General features: G+C 76.5%; 16 protein-coding genes. 11 read left to right on the top strand and 5 right to left on the bottom strand.

The genetic code is table 11. The features are described 5' to 3' along the window. Nucleotides 1-125 precede the first annotated feature (125 nt). The 5 genes from ACI792_RS12000 to ACI792_RS11980 all read left to right on the top strand — a co-directional run bounded on the left by ACI792_RS12000 (nt 126) and on the right by ACI792_RS11980 (nt 4,864). Nucleotides 126-950, top strand: a complete 825-nt coding sequence (locus tag ACI792_RS12000) for a flagella basal body P-ring formation protein FlgA (protein ID WP_456602784.1) — start codon at nt 126-128, stop codon at nt 948-950. Then, nucleotides 950-2,251: an AAA family ATPase gene (locus ACI792_RS11995; RefSeq protein WP_456602783.1), complete on the top strand. Its 1,302-nt coding sequence runs from the start codon at nt 950-952 to the stop codon at nt 2,249-2,251. Before ACI792_RS12000 ends, ACI792_RS11995 begins: the two co-directional genes overlap by 1 nt. Before the next feature lie 63 nt (nt 2,252-2,314). Next, the gene (locus ACI792_RS11990) at nt 2,315-3,694 is read left to right on the top strand and encodes a WS/DGAT/MGAT family O-acyltransferase (protein ID WP_456602782.1); all 1,380 of its coding nucleotides are present in this window, start codon (nt 2,315-2,317) and stop codon (nt 3,692-3,694) included. 26 nt (nt 3,695-3,720) lie between these two features. Then, entirely contained in the window at nt 3,721-4,263 is a 543-nt protein-coding gene (locus ACI792_RS11985; protein WP_456602781.1) for a DUF6912 family protein, read from the top strand. 91 nt (nt 4,264-4,354) lie between these two features. Then, entirely contained in the window at nt 4,355-4,864 is a 510-nt protein-coding gene (locus ACI792_RS11980) for a MaoC family dehydratase (protein ID WP_091928934.1), read from the top strand. 22 nt (nt 4,865-4,886) lie between these two features. On the opposite strand, the gene ACI792_RS11975 is transcribed toward ACI792_RS11980, so the two are convergent. Beyond that, nucleotides 4,887-5,303, bottom strand: coding sequence for an NUDIX domain-containing protein (locus ACI792_RS11975; RefSeq protein WP_456602780.1), 417 nt, complete (start codon nt 5,301-5,303; stop codon nt 4,887-4,889). Nucleotides 5,304-5,388: 85 nt separating this feature from the next. Between ACI792_RS11975 and ACI792_RS11970 the strand changes: the two genes are divergently transcribed. The 5 genes from ACI792_RS11970 to ACI792_RS11950 all read left to right on the top strand — a co-directional run bounded on the left by ACI792_RS11970 (nt 5,389) and on the right by ACI792_RS11950 (nt 8,777). Beyond that, nucleotides 5,389-6,012 carry a DUF6758 family protein gene (locus tag ACI792_RS11970; RefSeq protein ID WP_456580595.1) on the top strand — a complete coding sequence of 208 codons (624 nt, stop codon included), beginning with the start codon at nt 5,389-5,391 and terminating at the stop codon, nt 6,010-6,012. Between the two features lie 164 nt (nt 6,013-6,176). Beyond that, nucleotides 6,177-6,335, top strand: a complete 159-nt coding sequence (locus ACI792_RS11965; protein WP_236825822.1) for a hypothetical protein — start codon at nt 6,177-6,179, stop codon at nt 6,333-6,335. Nucleotides 6,336-6,339: 4 nt separating this feature from the next. Then, a complete protein-coding gene (locus ACI792_RS11960; protein WP_456602779.1) occupies nt 6,340-6,975 on the top strand; it encodes a PH domain-containing protein in 636 nt (211 codons plus the stop codon). Nucleotides 6,976-7,025: 50 nt separating this feature from the next. Further along, nucleotides 7,026-7,883 carry a PHP domain-containing protein gene (locus ACI792_RS11955; RefSeq protein ID WP_456602868.1) on the top strand — a complete coding sequence of 286 codons (858 nt, stop codon included), beginning with the start codon at nt 7,026-7,028 and terminating at the stop codon, nt 7,881-7,883. Nucleotides 7,884-7,919: 36 nt separating this feature from the next. Then, the gene (locus tag ACI792_RS11950) at nt 7,920-8,777 is read left to right on the top strand and encodes a RecB family exonuclease (RefSeq protein WP_456602778.1); all 858 of its coding nucleotides are present in this window, start codon (nt 7,920-7,922) and stop codon (nt 8,775-8,777) included. On the opposite strand, the gene ACI792_RS11945 is transcribed toward ACI792_RS11950, so the two are convergent. The 4 genes from ACI792_RS11945 to ACI792_RS11930 all read right to left on the bottom strand — a co-directional run bounded on the left by ACI792_RS11945 (nt 8,774) and on the right by ACI792_RS11930 (nt 13,362). After that, entirely contained in the window at nt 8,774-9,652 is an 879-nt protein-coding gene (locus ACI792_RS11945) for an oxygenase MpaB family protein (protein ID WP_456602777.1), read from the bottom strand. The genes ACI792_RS11950 and ACI792_RS11945 overlap by 4 nt on opposite strands. Continuing rightward, nucleotides 9,649-10,569 (bottom strand): alpha/beta fold hydrolase, encoded by a 921-nt coding sequence (locus tag ACI792_RS11940; RefSeq protein WP_456602776.1) that lies wholly within the window; start codon nt 10,567-10,569, stop codon nt 9,649-9,651. Before ACI792_RS11940 ends, ACI792_RS11945 begins: the two co-directional genes overlap by 4 nt. A 49-nt stretch (nt 10,570-10,618) precedes the next feature. Next, nucleotides 10,619-11,740: an outer membrane protein assembly factor BamB family protein gene (locus ACI792_RS11935; protein WP_456602775.1), complete on the bottom strand. Its 1,122-nt coding sequence runs from the start codon at nt 11,738-11,740 to the stop codon at nt 10,619-10,621. Nucleotides 11,741-11,817: 77 nt separating this feature from the next. Then, nucleotides 11,818-13,362, bottom strand: coding sequence for a DEAD/DEAH box helicase (locus tag ACI792_RS11930; protein WP_456602774.1), 1,545 nt, complete (start codon nt 13,360-13,362; stop codon nt 11,818-11,820). Between the two features lie 477 nt (nt 13,363-13,839). Here ACI792_RS11930 and ACI792_RS11925 point away from each other — a divergent pair, with 477 nt between their 5' ends. Continuing rightward, nucleotides 13,840-14,490 (top strand): ferritin-like fold-containing protein, encoded by a 651-nt coding sequence (locus ACI792_RS11925; protein WP_456602773.1) that lies wholly within the window; start codon nt 13,840-13,842, stop codon nt 14,488-14,490. The last annotated feature ends 167 nt before the right edge of the window (nt 14,491-14,657 follow it).

The raw sequence follows: 14,657 nt of genomic DNA, 5'->3' as shown, positions 1-14,657 counted from the left end.
TGGACGACGGATGCACGAGATCGCATGCGTACCGCATCATCGGCGTCCCAACGCCGTCACCGACCCGCATCGACGGGTCGACGCGCCCGACCGGGCCGGCGACGTGCTCGCAGAGAGAAGGTCGTGTGACCGCCGTGCGCACCCCCGGCACCACCGAGCTGCCGGCCGGGCCCACCCCGCGGCGGGTCCGGGCGCCGGGCTGGCTGGACCTCCGGCTGGTGCTCGGCGTGCTGCTCGTCCTCGCCTCGGTGCTGCTCGGCGCCCGGGTCGTCAGCGCGGCGGACGCCACCGTGCCGGTGTGGAGCGCCGCCGAGGACCTGGCGGCGGGAACGGTCCTGACCGCCGAGGACCTCGTGGTGGTCGACGTCCGGCTCGACGAGGCGGCGGAGAAGTACCTGTCGGGCAGCACCCGACCCGACGGCAGCGCCCTCTCCCGCGGCGTGCGGGCCGGCGAGCTGCTGCCCCGCTCGGCCCTCGAGGGCCCCTCGGAGCTGGTCCAGCTCGCGCTCCCGGTCCAGGCGGGTTACGTGCCCCCCGGGCTCCGGCGAGGGCAGCTGATCGACGTGTACGCCGTCGCCGATCCGGCGGCCGGCGCCGCCGGCCAGGACGTCGGCAGCGTCGCGCTCGTCGTCGGGGCGGCACCGGTGCAGGCGCTGTCCGGCGGCGCCCAGGGCGTCCTGTCGACACCGACCGCCACGGTGCAGGTCGTCGTCGGCGTGGCGGCGGACGACGCCGCCGACGTGCTCGCCTCCATCGCCGGGCGCCCGCTCGTGGTGGTCGCCCACCCCGCCGGCGCCACCGCGGAGGTCGGCGTCACCCGCGCCGACCGGGAGCGCGCGACCCCGACGCCGACCTCGGTCCCGGTGCCCGCACCGCCCGCCGCACCGCCCGCCGCACCGCCCGCCGTGGCGACCGGCAGCGCGCCCGCCGCGGCGGGACCGACCGGCTGATGGCCCTGCAGGTCTTCACCGCCGTCACCGGCGACGGCTGGGAGTCCGAGCTCGTCGGTGCCCTCGACCGGGACGACCACGGGGTCACCGTGGTCCGCCGCTGCGTCGACGTCTCCGACCTGCTGGCCGCCGCCGCCACCGGTACCGGCCAGGCGGTGCTGCTGTCGGCGGAGCTGCGGCGGCTCGACGGGGAGACGGTCGCCCGGCTGCACGCGGCCGGGGTCGCGGTCGTGGGTCTGGTCGAGCCCGGCGACGAGGCCGCCGCGCAGCGGCTGCGCCGTCTCGGGGTCGCCCAGGTGCTGCCGGCGGACGCCGCCCCCGAACTGATCGCGCGGGCGCTGCGGGACGCGGTGTCGGGCGTCCCGGCGCCCGGCCACGACGTCGCCGACCTGCGTGCGGCCCTCCCGGCGTCCGGCGCCCCCGGCGCCCCCGGCGAGCGGGAGCGGCCGCGGGGTGGGCAGGGCCGCGTCGTCGCGGTGTGGGGCGCGACCGGCGCCCCGGGCCGGACGACGGTCGCGGTGGGCCTCGCCGACGAGTCGGCCCGGCTCGGCGTGCCCACCCTGCTGGTCGACGCCGACGTCCACGGCGGCGTGGTGGCCCAGGTGCTCGGGCTGCTCGACGAGTCGCCCGGGCTCGCCGGCGCCGCCCGGCAGGCGGGGCTCGGCACGCTGGACGGCGCGGCGCTCGCCGCGCTGGCATGGGCGGTGCGCCCGGACCTGCGGGTGCTCACCGGGCTGGCCCGCGCCGACCGGTGGCCCGAGCTGCGGCCGGCCGCGGTGGCCGCGGTGCTCGACGAGGCCCGCCACCTCGCGCAGCTGACCGTCGTGGACTGCGCCTTCGGCGTGGAGGACGACGAGGAGCTCTCCTTCGACACCGCGGCCCCCCGGCGGAACGGGGCGACCCTCGCCGTCCTCGAGCAGGCCGACACCGTGCTGTGCGTCTCCGGGGCCGACCCCGTGGCCCTCCAGCGGTGCGTGCGGGCGCTCGACCAGCTGCACGACGTGCTGCCCGACGTCGAGCCCGAGCTCGTCGTCAACCAGCTGCGCCGAGGGCCGGTGCCCGGGGATCCGCGGCAGGAGGTCGGCGACGCGCTGGCGCGCTTCACCGGCCGGCGCCCGCGGTTCTTCCTCCCGGCGGACCGCCGCGCGACCGATGCCGCCCTCGCGGCCGGCCGCACCCTGGCCGAGGCGGCGGCCGGCTCGCCCCTGCGCGCGGAGCTGCGGGCGCTCGCCGCCCAGCTCGCCGGTGTGCCCGCCCTCGCCGCCGGACGCCGTCGTGCGCTCGGCCGGCGGGCGGGCTGACCACCGGGCTGTCCGGAACGTCGTCCCCGTCGTAGCGTGGGGCACCGCAGGGGGAGGAGAACGATGGTCGAGCGGCTGGGCACCCTGGAGGCCTCGTTCCTCTACCTCGAGGAACCCGGCACCCCCATGCACGTCGGCGGGGTGCTCGTGCTGGAGGCGCCCCCGGGCGGGCTGGAGGCGCTGGCGGCGCTGGTCGAGGCGCGGTTGTCCCTGGTGCCGCGGTACCGGCAGCGCGTCGCGGAGGTGCCGGGCCACCTCGCCAACCCCGTGTGGGTCGACGACCCCGACTTCTCGCTCGACTACCACCTGCGCCGGTCGGGGCTGCCCCGGCCGGGCACGGAGCAGCAGCTGCTCGACCTGGTCTCCCGGCTGATGTCCCGGCCCCTGGACCGCAGGCGCCCGCTGTGGGAGGCCTACCTGGTCGAGGGGCTGGAGGGCGGCCGGGTCGCGGTGGTGACCAAGACCCACCCGGCGCTGGTGGACGGCCTCAGCGCCGTCGACATCGGCCAGGTGCTGCTGGACGTCTCCCCGGACGCGCCGGTCCCCTCGCCCGGCGAGTGGTCGCCCCGGCGCCCGCCGTCGGGGGTGGAGCTGGTGTGGTCGGCGTTCGAGGACTACCGCCGCCGCCCGTCCTCGCTGGTGGAGCTCACCCGCTCGGCGGTGACGGACGCGCGGGCCACCGCCGTCCGCATCGGCGGTGTCGCCGGCGGGCTGGTCCGGACGGCCCGCTCGGCGATCCTCCCGGCGCCGCACAGCCCGCTGAACGCGACGATCGGCCGGCAGCGCCGGGTCGCGGTGGCGTCCGCCGACCTCGACGACCTCAAGCGGGTGCGCAAGGCCCACGGCGGAACGGTCAACGACGTGCTGCTGACCGTCGTCGCGGGGGCCCTGCGGGAGTGGTTGCTCTCGCGCGGCGAGCCGGTCGTCGGCGGCACCTCGGTGCGCGCCCTGGTTCCGGTGTCGGTGCAGGACGAGGACGGGGCCGGCGGCAACCAGGTCACCTCGCACCTCGTGGACCTGCCGGTCGGCGAGCCCAACCCGCGGGTCCGCCTCGCGCGGCTCACCTACGCCATGCGGGGGGTGACCCAGCACGGGCGGTCCGTCGGCGCGGACAGCCTCATCGCGCTCGGCGGCTTCGCGCCCTCGACCCTGCACGCGCTCGGCGCGCGGGCCGCGCGCGGGCTCTCCCGGCGGCTGTTCAACCTCGTGGTGACCAACGTGCCCGGCCCGCAGCTGCCGCTGTACGCCGCCGGCGGCCGGGTGCTCGAGGTGTTCCCGGTGGTGCCGCTGGCCCGGGGGCAGGGGCTCTCGATCGGGATGACCTCCTACGACGGCACGGTCTTCTTCGGCCTCAACGCCGACCGGGACAGCGTCAGCGACGTCGAGGTGCTCGCCGACCTGATCGAGCAGGAGGTCGCGGGGCTGGTCGAGACCTCCACCTGAGCCTCTTCCGGCCGGCCGTTACGGTCGTGCCTCCACCGACGAAGGGGGTCGACCGGGTGCGCGTGTACCTGCCGGCGACGACGAACGTGCTCCGCACCCTGGTCGACGAGGGGCGGCTGCCCGCTCCGCAGACCGTCTTCGCGGTGACCCCGCAGCTGCGCCGGTTCTACGCGGTGAGCGACGCGGAGGCGGACGGCGAGGAGCTGGAGTACGCCGCCCTCCTGGCCGCGGCGCGCGCCAGCCTGCGGCTCCTGGACCTCGATCCCCTGGCCGCGCGCCGGCGGGTGGTGCTCGCGGCCGACGTGCCCGACGACGCGGTGACCCCGATGGACGAGCCGCACGTCGACCCGGGCGCGGCCCGCGTCCGGCACGAGATCCGCGTCGAGGACGTGGCGAGCGCGCACATCGACGACGCAGAGGCCGAGGGCGACGTCCGCGCCGCCGTCGCCGTCGTCCTGGAGGCCGACCTCGGCAGCGAGGACGCGCAGTTCGTCGTCGACCAGGCCGAGGGGCACGAGCTGGGCTGGTACGCCACGCAGGAGATCGGCCCGGTGCTCGAGCTGCTGTGAGGCCCCGCGGACCGGCCGCCCGGGGGAGCGGCACGGTGCCGCCTCCGTAGGATCACGACCCGTCCGCAGCGTCGAGGTCGGGAGCCAGCACATGCAGTTCGGTCGGTACTACGAGGAGTTCGAGGTCGGGGCCGTCTACAAGCACTGGCCCGGGAAGACCGTCACCGAGTACGACGACCACCTGTTCTGCCTGCTCACGATGAACCACCACCCGCTGCACATGGACGTGAACTACGCGGAGAAGACCACCGACTTCGGCAAGAACGTCGTCGTCGGCAACTACATCTACTCGCTGCTGCTCGGCATGAGCGTCCCCGACGTCTCGGGCAAGGCGATCGCCAACCTGGAGATCGAGTCGCTGCGCCACGTCGCCCCGACGTTCCACGGCGACACGATCTACGGGGAGACGACGGTCCTGGACAAGACGCCGTCGAAGTCCAAGGACGACCGGGGCGTCGTGCACGTGGAGACGATCGGCTACAAGCAGGACGGCACGGTCGTCTGCATCTTCCGGCGCAAGGTGATGGTGCCCAAGCGCTCCTACGGCGAGGCCCGCGGCGGCGAGCAGCCCGGCCGCCCGGAGCCCACGCCCCGCGGCTGAGGACGGCGGGCGTGCTGACCGGTCAGTCCGGCAGCACGCCCCACCCGCGCAGCGTCTCCACCAGCCGGGGCGTGCACGGCAGCCCGGCCAGCGTCGCCGCGTCCGCGAAGACCGCGTCGACGGCGTCGTCCCCGGCGACCGGCTGAGCGGCCGGGCCGACGAGCGCGCAGGCGACGTCGACGACGTCGTAGACGACCGCGCCGGCGTCGATCCGGACGCGGCCCACCTCCGCGCCGGCGCGCACGTGCAGCCCGGTCTCCTCGCGCACCTCCCGCTCGACGGCGCGGGCGACGGTCTCGCCGGGCTCCACCCGCCCGCCGGGCACCGACCACAGGCCCCGGCCGGGGGCGTTGCGCCGGCGCACCAGCAGCAGGCGGCGGTGCGCGTCGTGCACGATCGCGCCGACGCAGGGCACCACGGGCGGCTCGCCGTCGGTCACGCCCGCAGGCTACGCAGGCCGCCGACGGGGTCGCCCCGCCGCGCTGCGCTTGACGATCGCGGCCGCTCCCGAGACCGTGTCCCCGATGAGTGCGTCGCCGGTCTGCCCGCGCTGCGGTGAGCCACTGGTCGTCCGCCACGGGTCCGAGGCGCACGCCTGGTGCCACCTGCACGGCGCCGTCACGCCCCTGCACCACACCGCGCTGGTCGCCCACGACGCGATCGCCGCCGTCACCGCCGACGCACGCGTGCCGGCGTGGGTGCCCGACCCGGTGCCGCCGGGCTGGGCGGTGACCGGCCTGGCGTGGGGCGGCGAGCCGGGCGCGCGGGCGATCGTCGTCGACTGCGCCGGCCCCGCGCCGCTGGGCGGAGCCGCCGAGCTCGTGCTGGTGGCCGAGGAGCCCGGCACCGGAGTCGGCTGCGGCTACGCGGGGCTCCCCGGGCTCGACCCCGGTGACGTCATCTCCGGGCCGAGCTCGGCGTACGTCGAGGCCGCCGGCCAGCACGCCCCGCTGTGGGCGGTGCCGACCCGCGACGACCGGGCCGCGTTCGTCGGGGAGGCCTACGGCGTCTGGCTGTGGCTGGTCATGTGGCCGCAGAGCGCGGCGTGGCTGCTGGTCGAGGAGCTCCACCTGCTCGACCTGCGCGAACGCATCTACCCCGACCTGCCGCTGGGCCCGGTGGGGGAGCACCTGCTCCCCGGCCGCTGACCCGCGGGTGCCGGAACCGGACGGGCCGCCGGGGGACCGGCGCGTCGGGCGGGCCCACCCTGGGGCCTGTGTTACTCATGGGACGAACGCGTCCGCCGCACCCGGCGGGCCCTCCTGCCGGCCCGGGCGACCCGGGCCGCCTCACCCGCACCCCGGAGGTGGCGGTGAACCTGAAGAAGGTCCTCACCTGGCTGGTCGTCGCCTTCGTGCTCTTCTACGTGATCCAGGCGCCGGAGTCCTCGGCGCAGCTGGTGCGCAACGCCGGCGAGGCGCTCGGCGACGCCGCCTCCTCCCTCGCGCAGTTCGTCGGCTCCCTCGTCTGAGCCGGTGAGCGCCCCCGCCGGGCTGCCGACCCGGGCCGCCAAGGACGTCCGGAAGTACCTGCTGGACGACGAGGACGCGGTCGTGGTCACCCGCCGGCACTGGGCGGTGCTCATCGTGCCGACGCTCAAGTTCCTGCCGGTCCTGCTCGTCGGCGGGTGGCTGCTCGTGCTGGATCCCGACAACCGGGTGACGAGCACGATCGGGATGCTCGTCGTCCTCGTGGCGCTGGGCACCTACGGCATGCGCGTCGGCGAGTGGTGGATGCGGCACTTCATCGTCAGCCGGCGGCGGGTGCTGCTGACCTCGGGCGTCATCGTCCGCACCGTCACCCTGCTGCCGCTGCGCCGGATCACCGACCTCACGTGGAAGGAGACCTTCCTCGGCCAGCTGCTGGGGTACGGGACCTTCCGCTTCGAGTCCGCCGGGCAGCAGCAGGGCCTGTCGGAGATCACCTTCCTCCCGCGCGCCGGGGACCTGTACCGGGAGGTCAGCGGCCTGCTGTTCGGGAGCGACTGGGGCAGCGCCTCCTCCGGGGACGACGAGGGCAACCCCGAGGCGCCGCCGCCGGCCGGGCCGGTCGCCACCGGTGGACGGCGCGACACCGAGCCGATCCCGCCGATCCGGCCGCGGCAGCCGTGACCGGCCGCCCACCGGGTGCGGCGGGCCGCCGTGGGGGAGGCTGACCGGTGATGCGGATCGACCTGCACACCCACTCCTCGGTGTCCGACGGCACCGACGACCCCCCTGCGCTGCTCGCCGCCGCGCGGGCCGCGGGGCTGGACGTCGTGGCGCTCACCGACCACGACACGACGGCGGGCTGGGCGGCGGCGGAGGAGCACCGCCCGGCCGGGCTCACCGTCGTCCCCGGCATGGAGCTCTCCTGCCGCTGGTTCCCCTCCGACGGGCCACCGGTCAGCGTGCACCTGCTGGGCTACCTGTTCGACCCGCTGCACCCGGTGTTCGCCGCCGAGCGGGCCCGGCTGCGGGACGAGCGCCTCGGCCGCGCCGAGCGGATCGTGCAGGCGCTGGCCGACGACGGGTACCCGGTGTCCTGGGCGGAGCTGGTCGAGCACGCCGGCGGCGGGGTGGTCGGCCGGCCGCACGTGGCGCGGGCGCTGGTCCGCGCGGGCGTCGTGGGCACCGTCGACGAGGCGTTCGCCGGGCTGCTGCACCACCGCAGCCCCTACTACGTGAGCAAGGCCGACACCGACGTCCGCGAGGGGATCGCCCTCGTGCGGGCGGCCGGCGGCGTCCCCGTCTTCGCCCACGGGCTGGCCACCAAGCGCGGGCGGGTGGTGGGCGACGACGCGATCGCGGCCATGGCGGCGGCGGGGCTGCTCGGCCTGGAGGTCGACCACCCCGACCACACCGCCGCGCAGCGCGCCCACCTGCGCGGCCTGGCCGCCGAGCTCGACCTGCTGGTCACCGGATCCAGCGACCACCACGGCACCAACAAGGCGACGCCGCTCGGCGCGTGCACGACCGACCCGGAGGAGTTCGAACGGCTGGTGGCGGCCGGCACCGGCGCCGCGCCCTGGGGCGACTGAGCCGGGTCGTCGCCCCCCGCGGCTACCGTGACCGGCATGCGCAACCCGACCGACGGCGGCCAGGCGGTGCTGCCCGGCATGCCCCGCCGGCTGCTGCGCGCCTCGCCGAAGTCGCTGGCCGACTTCTCCGACTGCCCCCGGCGCTACCGGTTCGCCAACGTCGACCGGCCCAGCCCGCCGCGCGGCCCGCGGTTCGCCCACCACACGGTCGGGACGGCGCTGCACCAGGTGCTCTCCTCGTGGTGGGACCTGCCCCTCGAGCGCCGCACGCCCGGCGCCGCTCGGCAGCTGCTGATCGGCGCGTGGAGCCCGGCCGGCTTCCGCGACGCCGAGCAGTCCGACCGCTGGCGGGCGCGGGCGGCGGGCTGGCTCTCCGACTACCTCGCCGACGTCGACCCCACCCAGGAGCCCCGCGCGCGGGAGCGGACGGTGAGCACGATGACCGAGCGGATGACGCTCTCGGGCCGGGTCGACCGCATCGACGAGCGCGGCGACGAGCTGGTCGTCGTCGACTACAAGACCGGCCGCTCGCCGAGCACCGACGACGAGGCGCGCGGCTCCCAGGCCCTCGCGCTCTACGTGCTCGCCGTCCGCCGCACGCTGCGCCGGCCGTGCAACCGCGTCGAGCTGCACCACGTGCCCACCGGCACCGTCGCGGCGTTCGAGCACACCGAGCGCTCGCTGGTCAACCACGTCCGGCGGGCCGAGGACGTGGCGATCGACATCCAGGCGGCGAGCGAGGCGGTGGCCGCGGGCGAGGACCCCGACGCGGCCTTCCCGGCGGTACCGGGCCGGCAGTGCGGGTGGTGCGACTTCCGGTCGAGCTGCCCGGCCGGCCAGGCGGCGGGGTCCGCCCGCGAGCCCTGGAGCTTCCTCCCCGAGGACGAGTCCTAAGCCGCGGACGAGGCGTCGGCCACGCGGGCGTAGCCGGCGCGCACGATCGGGGACCGGTACGCGCGGTCGGGGAGCGCCAGGAACGCGGCCCGGAACGCCCTGAGCCCGGCGGTCGCCGCGGCGTCGGTCAGCGCGAGCCCGGGCAGGGAGTACAGCTGCCGGGCCCAGGCGGGCTGCAGGGCGAAGCAGAGCCCGGCCAGGCTGCCCCACACCGGCCGGGCCGGCGTCAGCAGCTGCAGCCACCCGGGCATCGGCGGGAGGAACAGGTCGCGGATGCCCTTCACGGCCGCGGGGGTGGCGGCGAGCGAGGGGCGGATCTCCTCGAAGTAGGCGTCCAGCGCGGCCACCGACCGCGGCACGGTCTCCAGCGGCACGCCGACGAGGTGCGCGAAGGCGACCTGTTCGGCCACGTAGCGGTCGGCCTCCTCGTCCGAGACCGCGACGCCGGCCCGGCGCGCCGTCGTCAAGATGGACCGGACCGCGCAGTTGTGCACCCACAGGAGCAGGTCCGGGTCGTCGACGCGGTACGCCCGGCCGGTCGTCTCGTCCACGCCCGACAGCTTGCGGTGGTAGCCCCGCACCCGGGCGGCCATCCGGCGGGCCTCGGTGCGCCGGCCGAAGACGACCGTCTCCATGTACTGGCCGGTGCGGGTCATCCGCATCCACCAGTCGTCCTTGAACCCGGTGGAGTTGCGCGCCACGCCGTCCATGGCGACCGGGTGCAGGGCCTGCAGCATCAGGGACCCCATCGCGCCGACGTGGTAGGCGGGGTCGCTGTGGATCCGCCACGTCACGCTGCCGGGGCCGAAGAAGCCCAGCCGGTCCTCCTCCTCGGTCCAGTCATCGGGCGAGGGCAGGGGAGCGAGCCGGCTCACGACCGGCCTCCGGCGCTCGACCAGAAGTCGCAGAGCACCTCGAGGGTCCGGGGTGGGTTCTCGACGGTGGGGGAGTGGATGGCGAAGTCGATCACCTCGTGGCGGGCGCCCAGTCGCTCTGCCATGTCGGCCTGCACGTGCGGCATCCACGCGTCGTCGGCCTCGCCGTGCGCCACCAGGATCGGCACCCCGGTCTCCTTGAGCTCGGCCACCCGGTCGGGTTCGGCGAGCATCGCCGCGGCCATGCCGCGGAGCCCCGCGGCGGAGTTGCGCAGGAACCGCCGGGAGTAGAACTCCCGGGTCGGCGCCGGCACGGCCTGCGCCCTGGGGTCGGTCATCGCCACCTGCTCCAGGGTCTGGTGCACCAGCGGCACACCGCCGGCGTCCAGCAGCGGGCCGAGGTGGTCGAGCAGCTCGGCGCGGCGCCCGGTCAGCCGCGAGGGCCCGGAGCCCAGGAGCGTGAACGTCGTGAAGAGGGCCGGCTCGGCGAGGACCGCGGCGCGGGTCACCAGCCCGCCGAAGCTGTGCCCCACCAGGTGCAGCGGTGCGCCGGACTCCTCGCGCAGCACCCGGGCCACCGCGCGGACGTCGTCGCCCAGCGTCTCCACCGAGTACTGGGCCGGGTCGTCGGGTCCGGGCGACTCGTACTGCCCGCGCTGGTCCAGCGCCACGACCCGGTACCCGGCGGCGGCCAGCGGCCGCAGCAGGGGCGCGAAGTCCTCCTTGCTGCCCGTGTAACCGGCCACCATCAGGACCGTGCCGCGCTCGGCGCTCCGCCCGGTGTCCAGGGCGGCGAGCGGCCCGGCGCCACCGGCGAACGTGCGCGGAACAGCGTCGTGCTGCGCGAGCTGGCGGAGGTCGTCGGGCGCGATGGCGAGGGACATGGCGTGGGCGTCGGGGCCGCCGGGCAGGACCATGGTGCCCAGTGAACCCCGCTCGCGGCGGCGATGCCGCACGGGTACCGCCTCAGCGGTAGGCGCGGACCTCGCCGGGTAGCGCGAGCACCACGACGGGGCCGACGACGGTGGCCACCGCCCCGCCGGGGAGCGCGGTCGCCTCGGACCGGCCGAGCTCGTCGCCGGTCGCGGGGTCGCGGTGGACGACGCCGTCGGCGGTCGGGACGGGGAGCGCCGGGGCGCCGTCCGGGGTCGTGGTCGGCTGCCCGGGCAGGCCGGTCGCGGGGACGTCCCACAGCGGTCGTGCCGACTGCGGGTCCAGGGCGGTCAGCGTGCCCCCGGCCCGGATCAGCACGGCGGTGTCGGTGGCCTCCTGCCCGACCGTGTCCCCGGCGCCGGCGGGGAGGGTGGTGAGGAGGGCGCCGTCGGCGGCCGAGAGCAGCTGGACCTCCTCACCCAGCCGCACAGCCACCAGCAGGGCGGCCCCGACCAGCTCGGCGGTCTGCCCGTCGGGCACCCGCAGGTCGCGGGTCCAGTGCTCGTCGCCGTCGAACCCGTCGAGCAGACGCAGCTGCGCGTCCGGGGAGTCGGCGCACTGGTGGAATACGGCGACGCCGGCGTCCCCGGCGGCGGAGCCGAGCAGCGTGCAGCCCTCCGGCGGCGCGTACCGCCAGCGGATGCCGCCGCCGAGGGGGTCGAGGGTGACGATCCCGGTGGGGGTGCCGGCCAGGACGATCCGGTCGGTGGCGGAGAGGGTGACCTCCGGCCGGAAGTTCACGTTGCGGGTCCAGGCGCGCACCCCGGTCCCGGCGTCGAGGGCGACCGCCTCGTCGCAGCGGTCCTCCGTGCGGAAGACCGCGACCGCGACGCCGTCGGTCACGGTGAGCCCGCAGAGCCGTGCGTTGTCCCTCGTGTAGTGCCAGGCCTCCGCGCCGGTCACCGGGTCCAGCGCCCGCACGCCGTGCGGCGAGCCGACGAGCACCCGGCCCTCGGCGACGACGTCCCCGGGCAACGGCTCGCTCGCGGCCGACCACCCCAACGAGACGGCGCCGGCCGGCGTCCCCGGGGGGACGTCGGCCGGCGCGGCGGTGGTGCTCGAGGTGGCGGCGGCGTCCGACCCGCGCCACAGCAGGGTGGCGACGACGACCAGCGCCAGCGTGGCAGCGACCCAGATCCAGACCCGCAGCGGCATCTGCACCAGGCTGGAACGGCCGCCCTCCAGGGGCCCACGCCGAGCGTGCGAGGCGTGGGGGGGAGGGTGGTCCTTCATCAGGACGCGGCGTCGGCGCCCGAGTGCTCCGCGCCCGCCCCCTCGCCGCCGGAGCCGCTCCGTCCGGCACCGCCACGGCGGCGGCGACGGCGGCGCGGCTTGGCGCTGCCGCCCTCGGTGGAGGCCGCGGGGACGCTGTCGGCGGAGGCGTCGCCCTCCGGGGCGGCCGCACCGCCCTCGCCGGCCCCGCCCGCGCTGCGCCGGGTCCGGCGCCGCGGACGGCTCTTGCCGCCGCCGGCCTGCTCGTCGTCGCCGGTGCGGCTGGGCTCGGCCGGGCCGCGCGCGTCGCCGCGGCCCGCCGGGCGGTTGCGCTTCCCCGTCTCGCCGAGGTCCTCGAGCGTCTCGGCCTCCAGACCCTCGCGGGTGCGCTGCGAGCGGGGCAGGCGGCCCTTGGCGCCCTCGGGCACGTCGAGGTCGGAGTAGACCCACGGCGAGGTGGAGTAGGTCTCCGGCGGGTCGTCGAACCCCAGGCCGAGCGCCTTGTTGATCAGCTGCCACCGGGGGATGTCGTCCCAGTCGACCAGGGTGACCGCGACACCGGTGGAGCCGGCCCGGCCGGTGCGGCCGATGCGGTGCACGTAGGTCTTCTCGTCCTCGGGGCACTGGTAGTTCACGACGTGGCTGACGCCGGTGACGTCGATGCCGCGCGCGGCGACGTCGGTGGCGACGAGGACGTCGACCTTGCCGCTGCGGAACGCCCGCAGCGCCTGCTCGCGGGCGCCCTGCCCGAGGTCGCCGTGCACGGCGGCCGCGGCGAACCCGCGGTCGACGAGCTCGTCGGCGACCTTCTGGGCGGTGCGCTTGGTGCGGCAGAACACCATGACCAGGCCGCGGTCGCGCGACTGCAGCACCCGGGAGAGCAGCTCGGGCTTGTCCAGGTTGTGCGCCCGGTAGATGAACTGGGTGGTCTGCGGGACCGTCGAGCCCTCGTCGTTGCCGTGCGCCCGGATGTGGGTCGGCTGGGTCATGAACGACCGCGACAGGGTCACGATCGGGCCGGGCATGGTGGCGGAGAAGAGCATCGTCTGGCGCTTCTCGGGCACCATCGCGAGGACCCGCTCGATGTCGGGCAGGAAGCCCAGGTCGAGCATCTCGTCGGCCTCGTCGAGGACGAGGACGCGGACCTTGCCCAGGATCAGGTCGCCGCGCTGGGCGAGGTCCAGCAGCCGGCCCGGCGTGCCGACGACGACCTCCACGCCGCTGCGCAGGGACTCGATCTGCGGCTCGAACGCGCGGCCGCCGTAGATGGCCTGCACGCGGATGCCCCGCGTGGCGCCGGCGGTCCCGAGGTCGCGCGCGACCTGCACGCACAGCTCGCGGGTGGGGACGACGACCAGGGCCTGCGGAACGCCGTCGGCCCCCTCGCTCGGCGGGGTCACGCGGGTCAGCAGCGGGACGCCGAAACCGAGGGTCTTGCCGGTGCCCGTGCGGGCCTGGCCGATGAGGTCGTTGCCGGCCAGCGCCAGGGGCAGCGTGAGCTCCTGGATGGCGAAGGTGCGGGTGATCCCGGCGTCGGCCAGCGCGGCCACGATGTCGGGGTGCACGTCGAAGTCGCTGAACAGCGGGCTGTCAGGGGCGACGGGGGCGCCGCCGAGCTCCTCGACGGTCTGCTCCAGCTCCTCGGGAGCGGGCGCGCCGGTCTCGGCGTGCTCCAGCTCCGGGGCGGTGGTGTCGGTGGGGGTCTGCTCGATGGAGGTCAGTGCTCTCGCCTCTGGTGTGCTGGGGGACCGGCTGCGGCAGCGGTGTCGCCGCCTCGCGCCCGTCCCGGGTCGGTTGTCGCGGGATCGGTTCCTGCGCCGACGCGGCCAGCAGAACCGGACCTCGCCACGGCCCGGGAGACAGCCCGGGGGGCGTCGTCCAGCGGTCGTCAGCGCACAGATGTACGAGCGTGCCCGGAGGCCCGCCGATTCCCATGCTAGCGCGAGCAGCGGATAGCCTCTCGGCGCCGCGCTCCCCGGTGTCGGGTGCCTCACTCCTCCGGGGCACGCGCGCGTCCCTCGTCGCCGAGCCCAGGAGATGCCGTGCCCCCGGTCGAGAACACGGCGGTCGCCGATCTGCTCGGGGTGCTGGCCTACGCCGAGCTCACCGCGTTCGACCGGCTGGCCGAGGACGCCCGCATGGCGCCGACGCTCACCGGCCGGGCCGCGCTCGCGCGGATGGCCGCCGCCGAGATCGGGCACCACTTCCGGCTCGCCGCCCGGCTGGAGGAGCTGGGCGTGGACCCGGCGACGGCGATGGCCCCGTTCGTCTCGGCGCTCGACACCTTCCACGAGAGCACCCGGCCCAGCACCTGGCTGGAGGGTCTGGTGAAGGCCTACGTGGGCGACGGGCTGGCCGCCGACTTCTACCGGGAGATCGCCGGTTTCCTGCCCGAGCCCGACCGGGGCCTGGTGCTCGAGGTGCTGGCCGACACCGGCTACTCGGACTTCGCCGTCCGCGAGGTGCGCGCCGCGATCGCCGCGGACCGCACCGTCGCCGGCCGGCTGGCGCTTTGGGGGCGGCGGCTGGTGGGGGAGGCGATGACCAGGTCGCAAGCGGTGATCGCCGAGCACGACCCGCTGGCCGAGCTGATCGTCTCCGGCACCGGCGACCTCTCGGGGATCGGCCGGCTCATCGAGCGCATCACGCAGGCCCACACGGCCCGGATGAAGGCGCTCGGCCTCAACCCCTGACGCGATGACATCGTCGGCCTCCGGCCGACACCGCGGCCACGTGCCGTCCCCTGTGGCGTGGAGCGCGTCCGGGGGGGGGGGGGGGGGGGGGGGGGGGGGGGGGGGGGGGGGGGGGGGGGGGGGGGGGGGGGGGGGGGGGGGGGGGGGGGGGGGGGGGGGGGGGGGGG

This window comes from Blastococcus sp. SYSU DS0669 (assembly GCF_054050895.1).
Note: the sequence above shows the minus strand (reverse complement) of the source record. Positions and strands in the feature narration are given on the sequence as shown.

Bases quoted from the DNA above. Each gene is read 5' to 3' on its own strand.
- ACI792_RS11935 (WP_456602775.1), bottom strand. From the start codon at position 11,740: ATGCCGCTGCGGGTCTGGATCTGGGTCGCTGCCACGCTGGCGCTGGTC.
- ACI792_RS11970 (WP_456580595.1), top strand. From the start codon at position 5,389: ATGAGTGCGTCGCCGGTCTGCCCGCGCTGCGGTGAGCCACTGGTCGTC.
- ACI792_RS11940 (WP_456602776.1), bottom strand. From the start codon at position 10,569: ATGGTCCTGCCCGGCGGCCCCGACGCCCACGCCATGTCCCTCGCCATC.
- ACI792_RS11980 (WP_091928934.1), top strand. From the start codon at position 4,355: ATGCAGTTCGGTCGGTACTACGAGGAGTTCGAGGTCGGGGCCGTCTAC.
- ACI792_RS11955 (WP_456602868.1), top strand. From the start codon at position 7,026: ATGCGGATCGACCTGCACACCCACTCCTCGGTGTCCGACGGCACCGAC.
- ACI792_RS11950 (WP_456602778.1), top strand. From the start codon at position 7,920: ATGCGCAACCCGACCGACGGCGGCCAGGCGGTGCTGCCCGGCATGCCC.
- ACI792_RS11990 (WP_456602782.1), top strand. From the start codon at position 2,315: ATGGTCGAGCGGCTGGGCACCCTGGAGGCCTCGTTCCTCTACCTCGAG.
- ACI792_RS11995 (WP_456602783.1), top strand. From the start codon at position 950: ATGGCCCTGCAGGTCTTCACCGCCGTCACCGGCGACGGCTGGGAGTCC.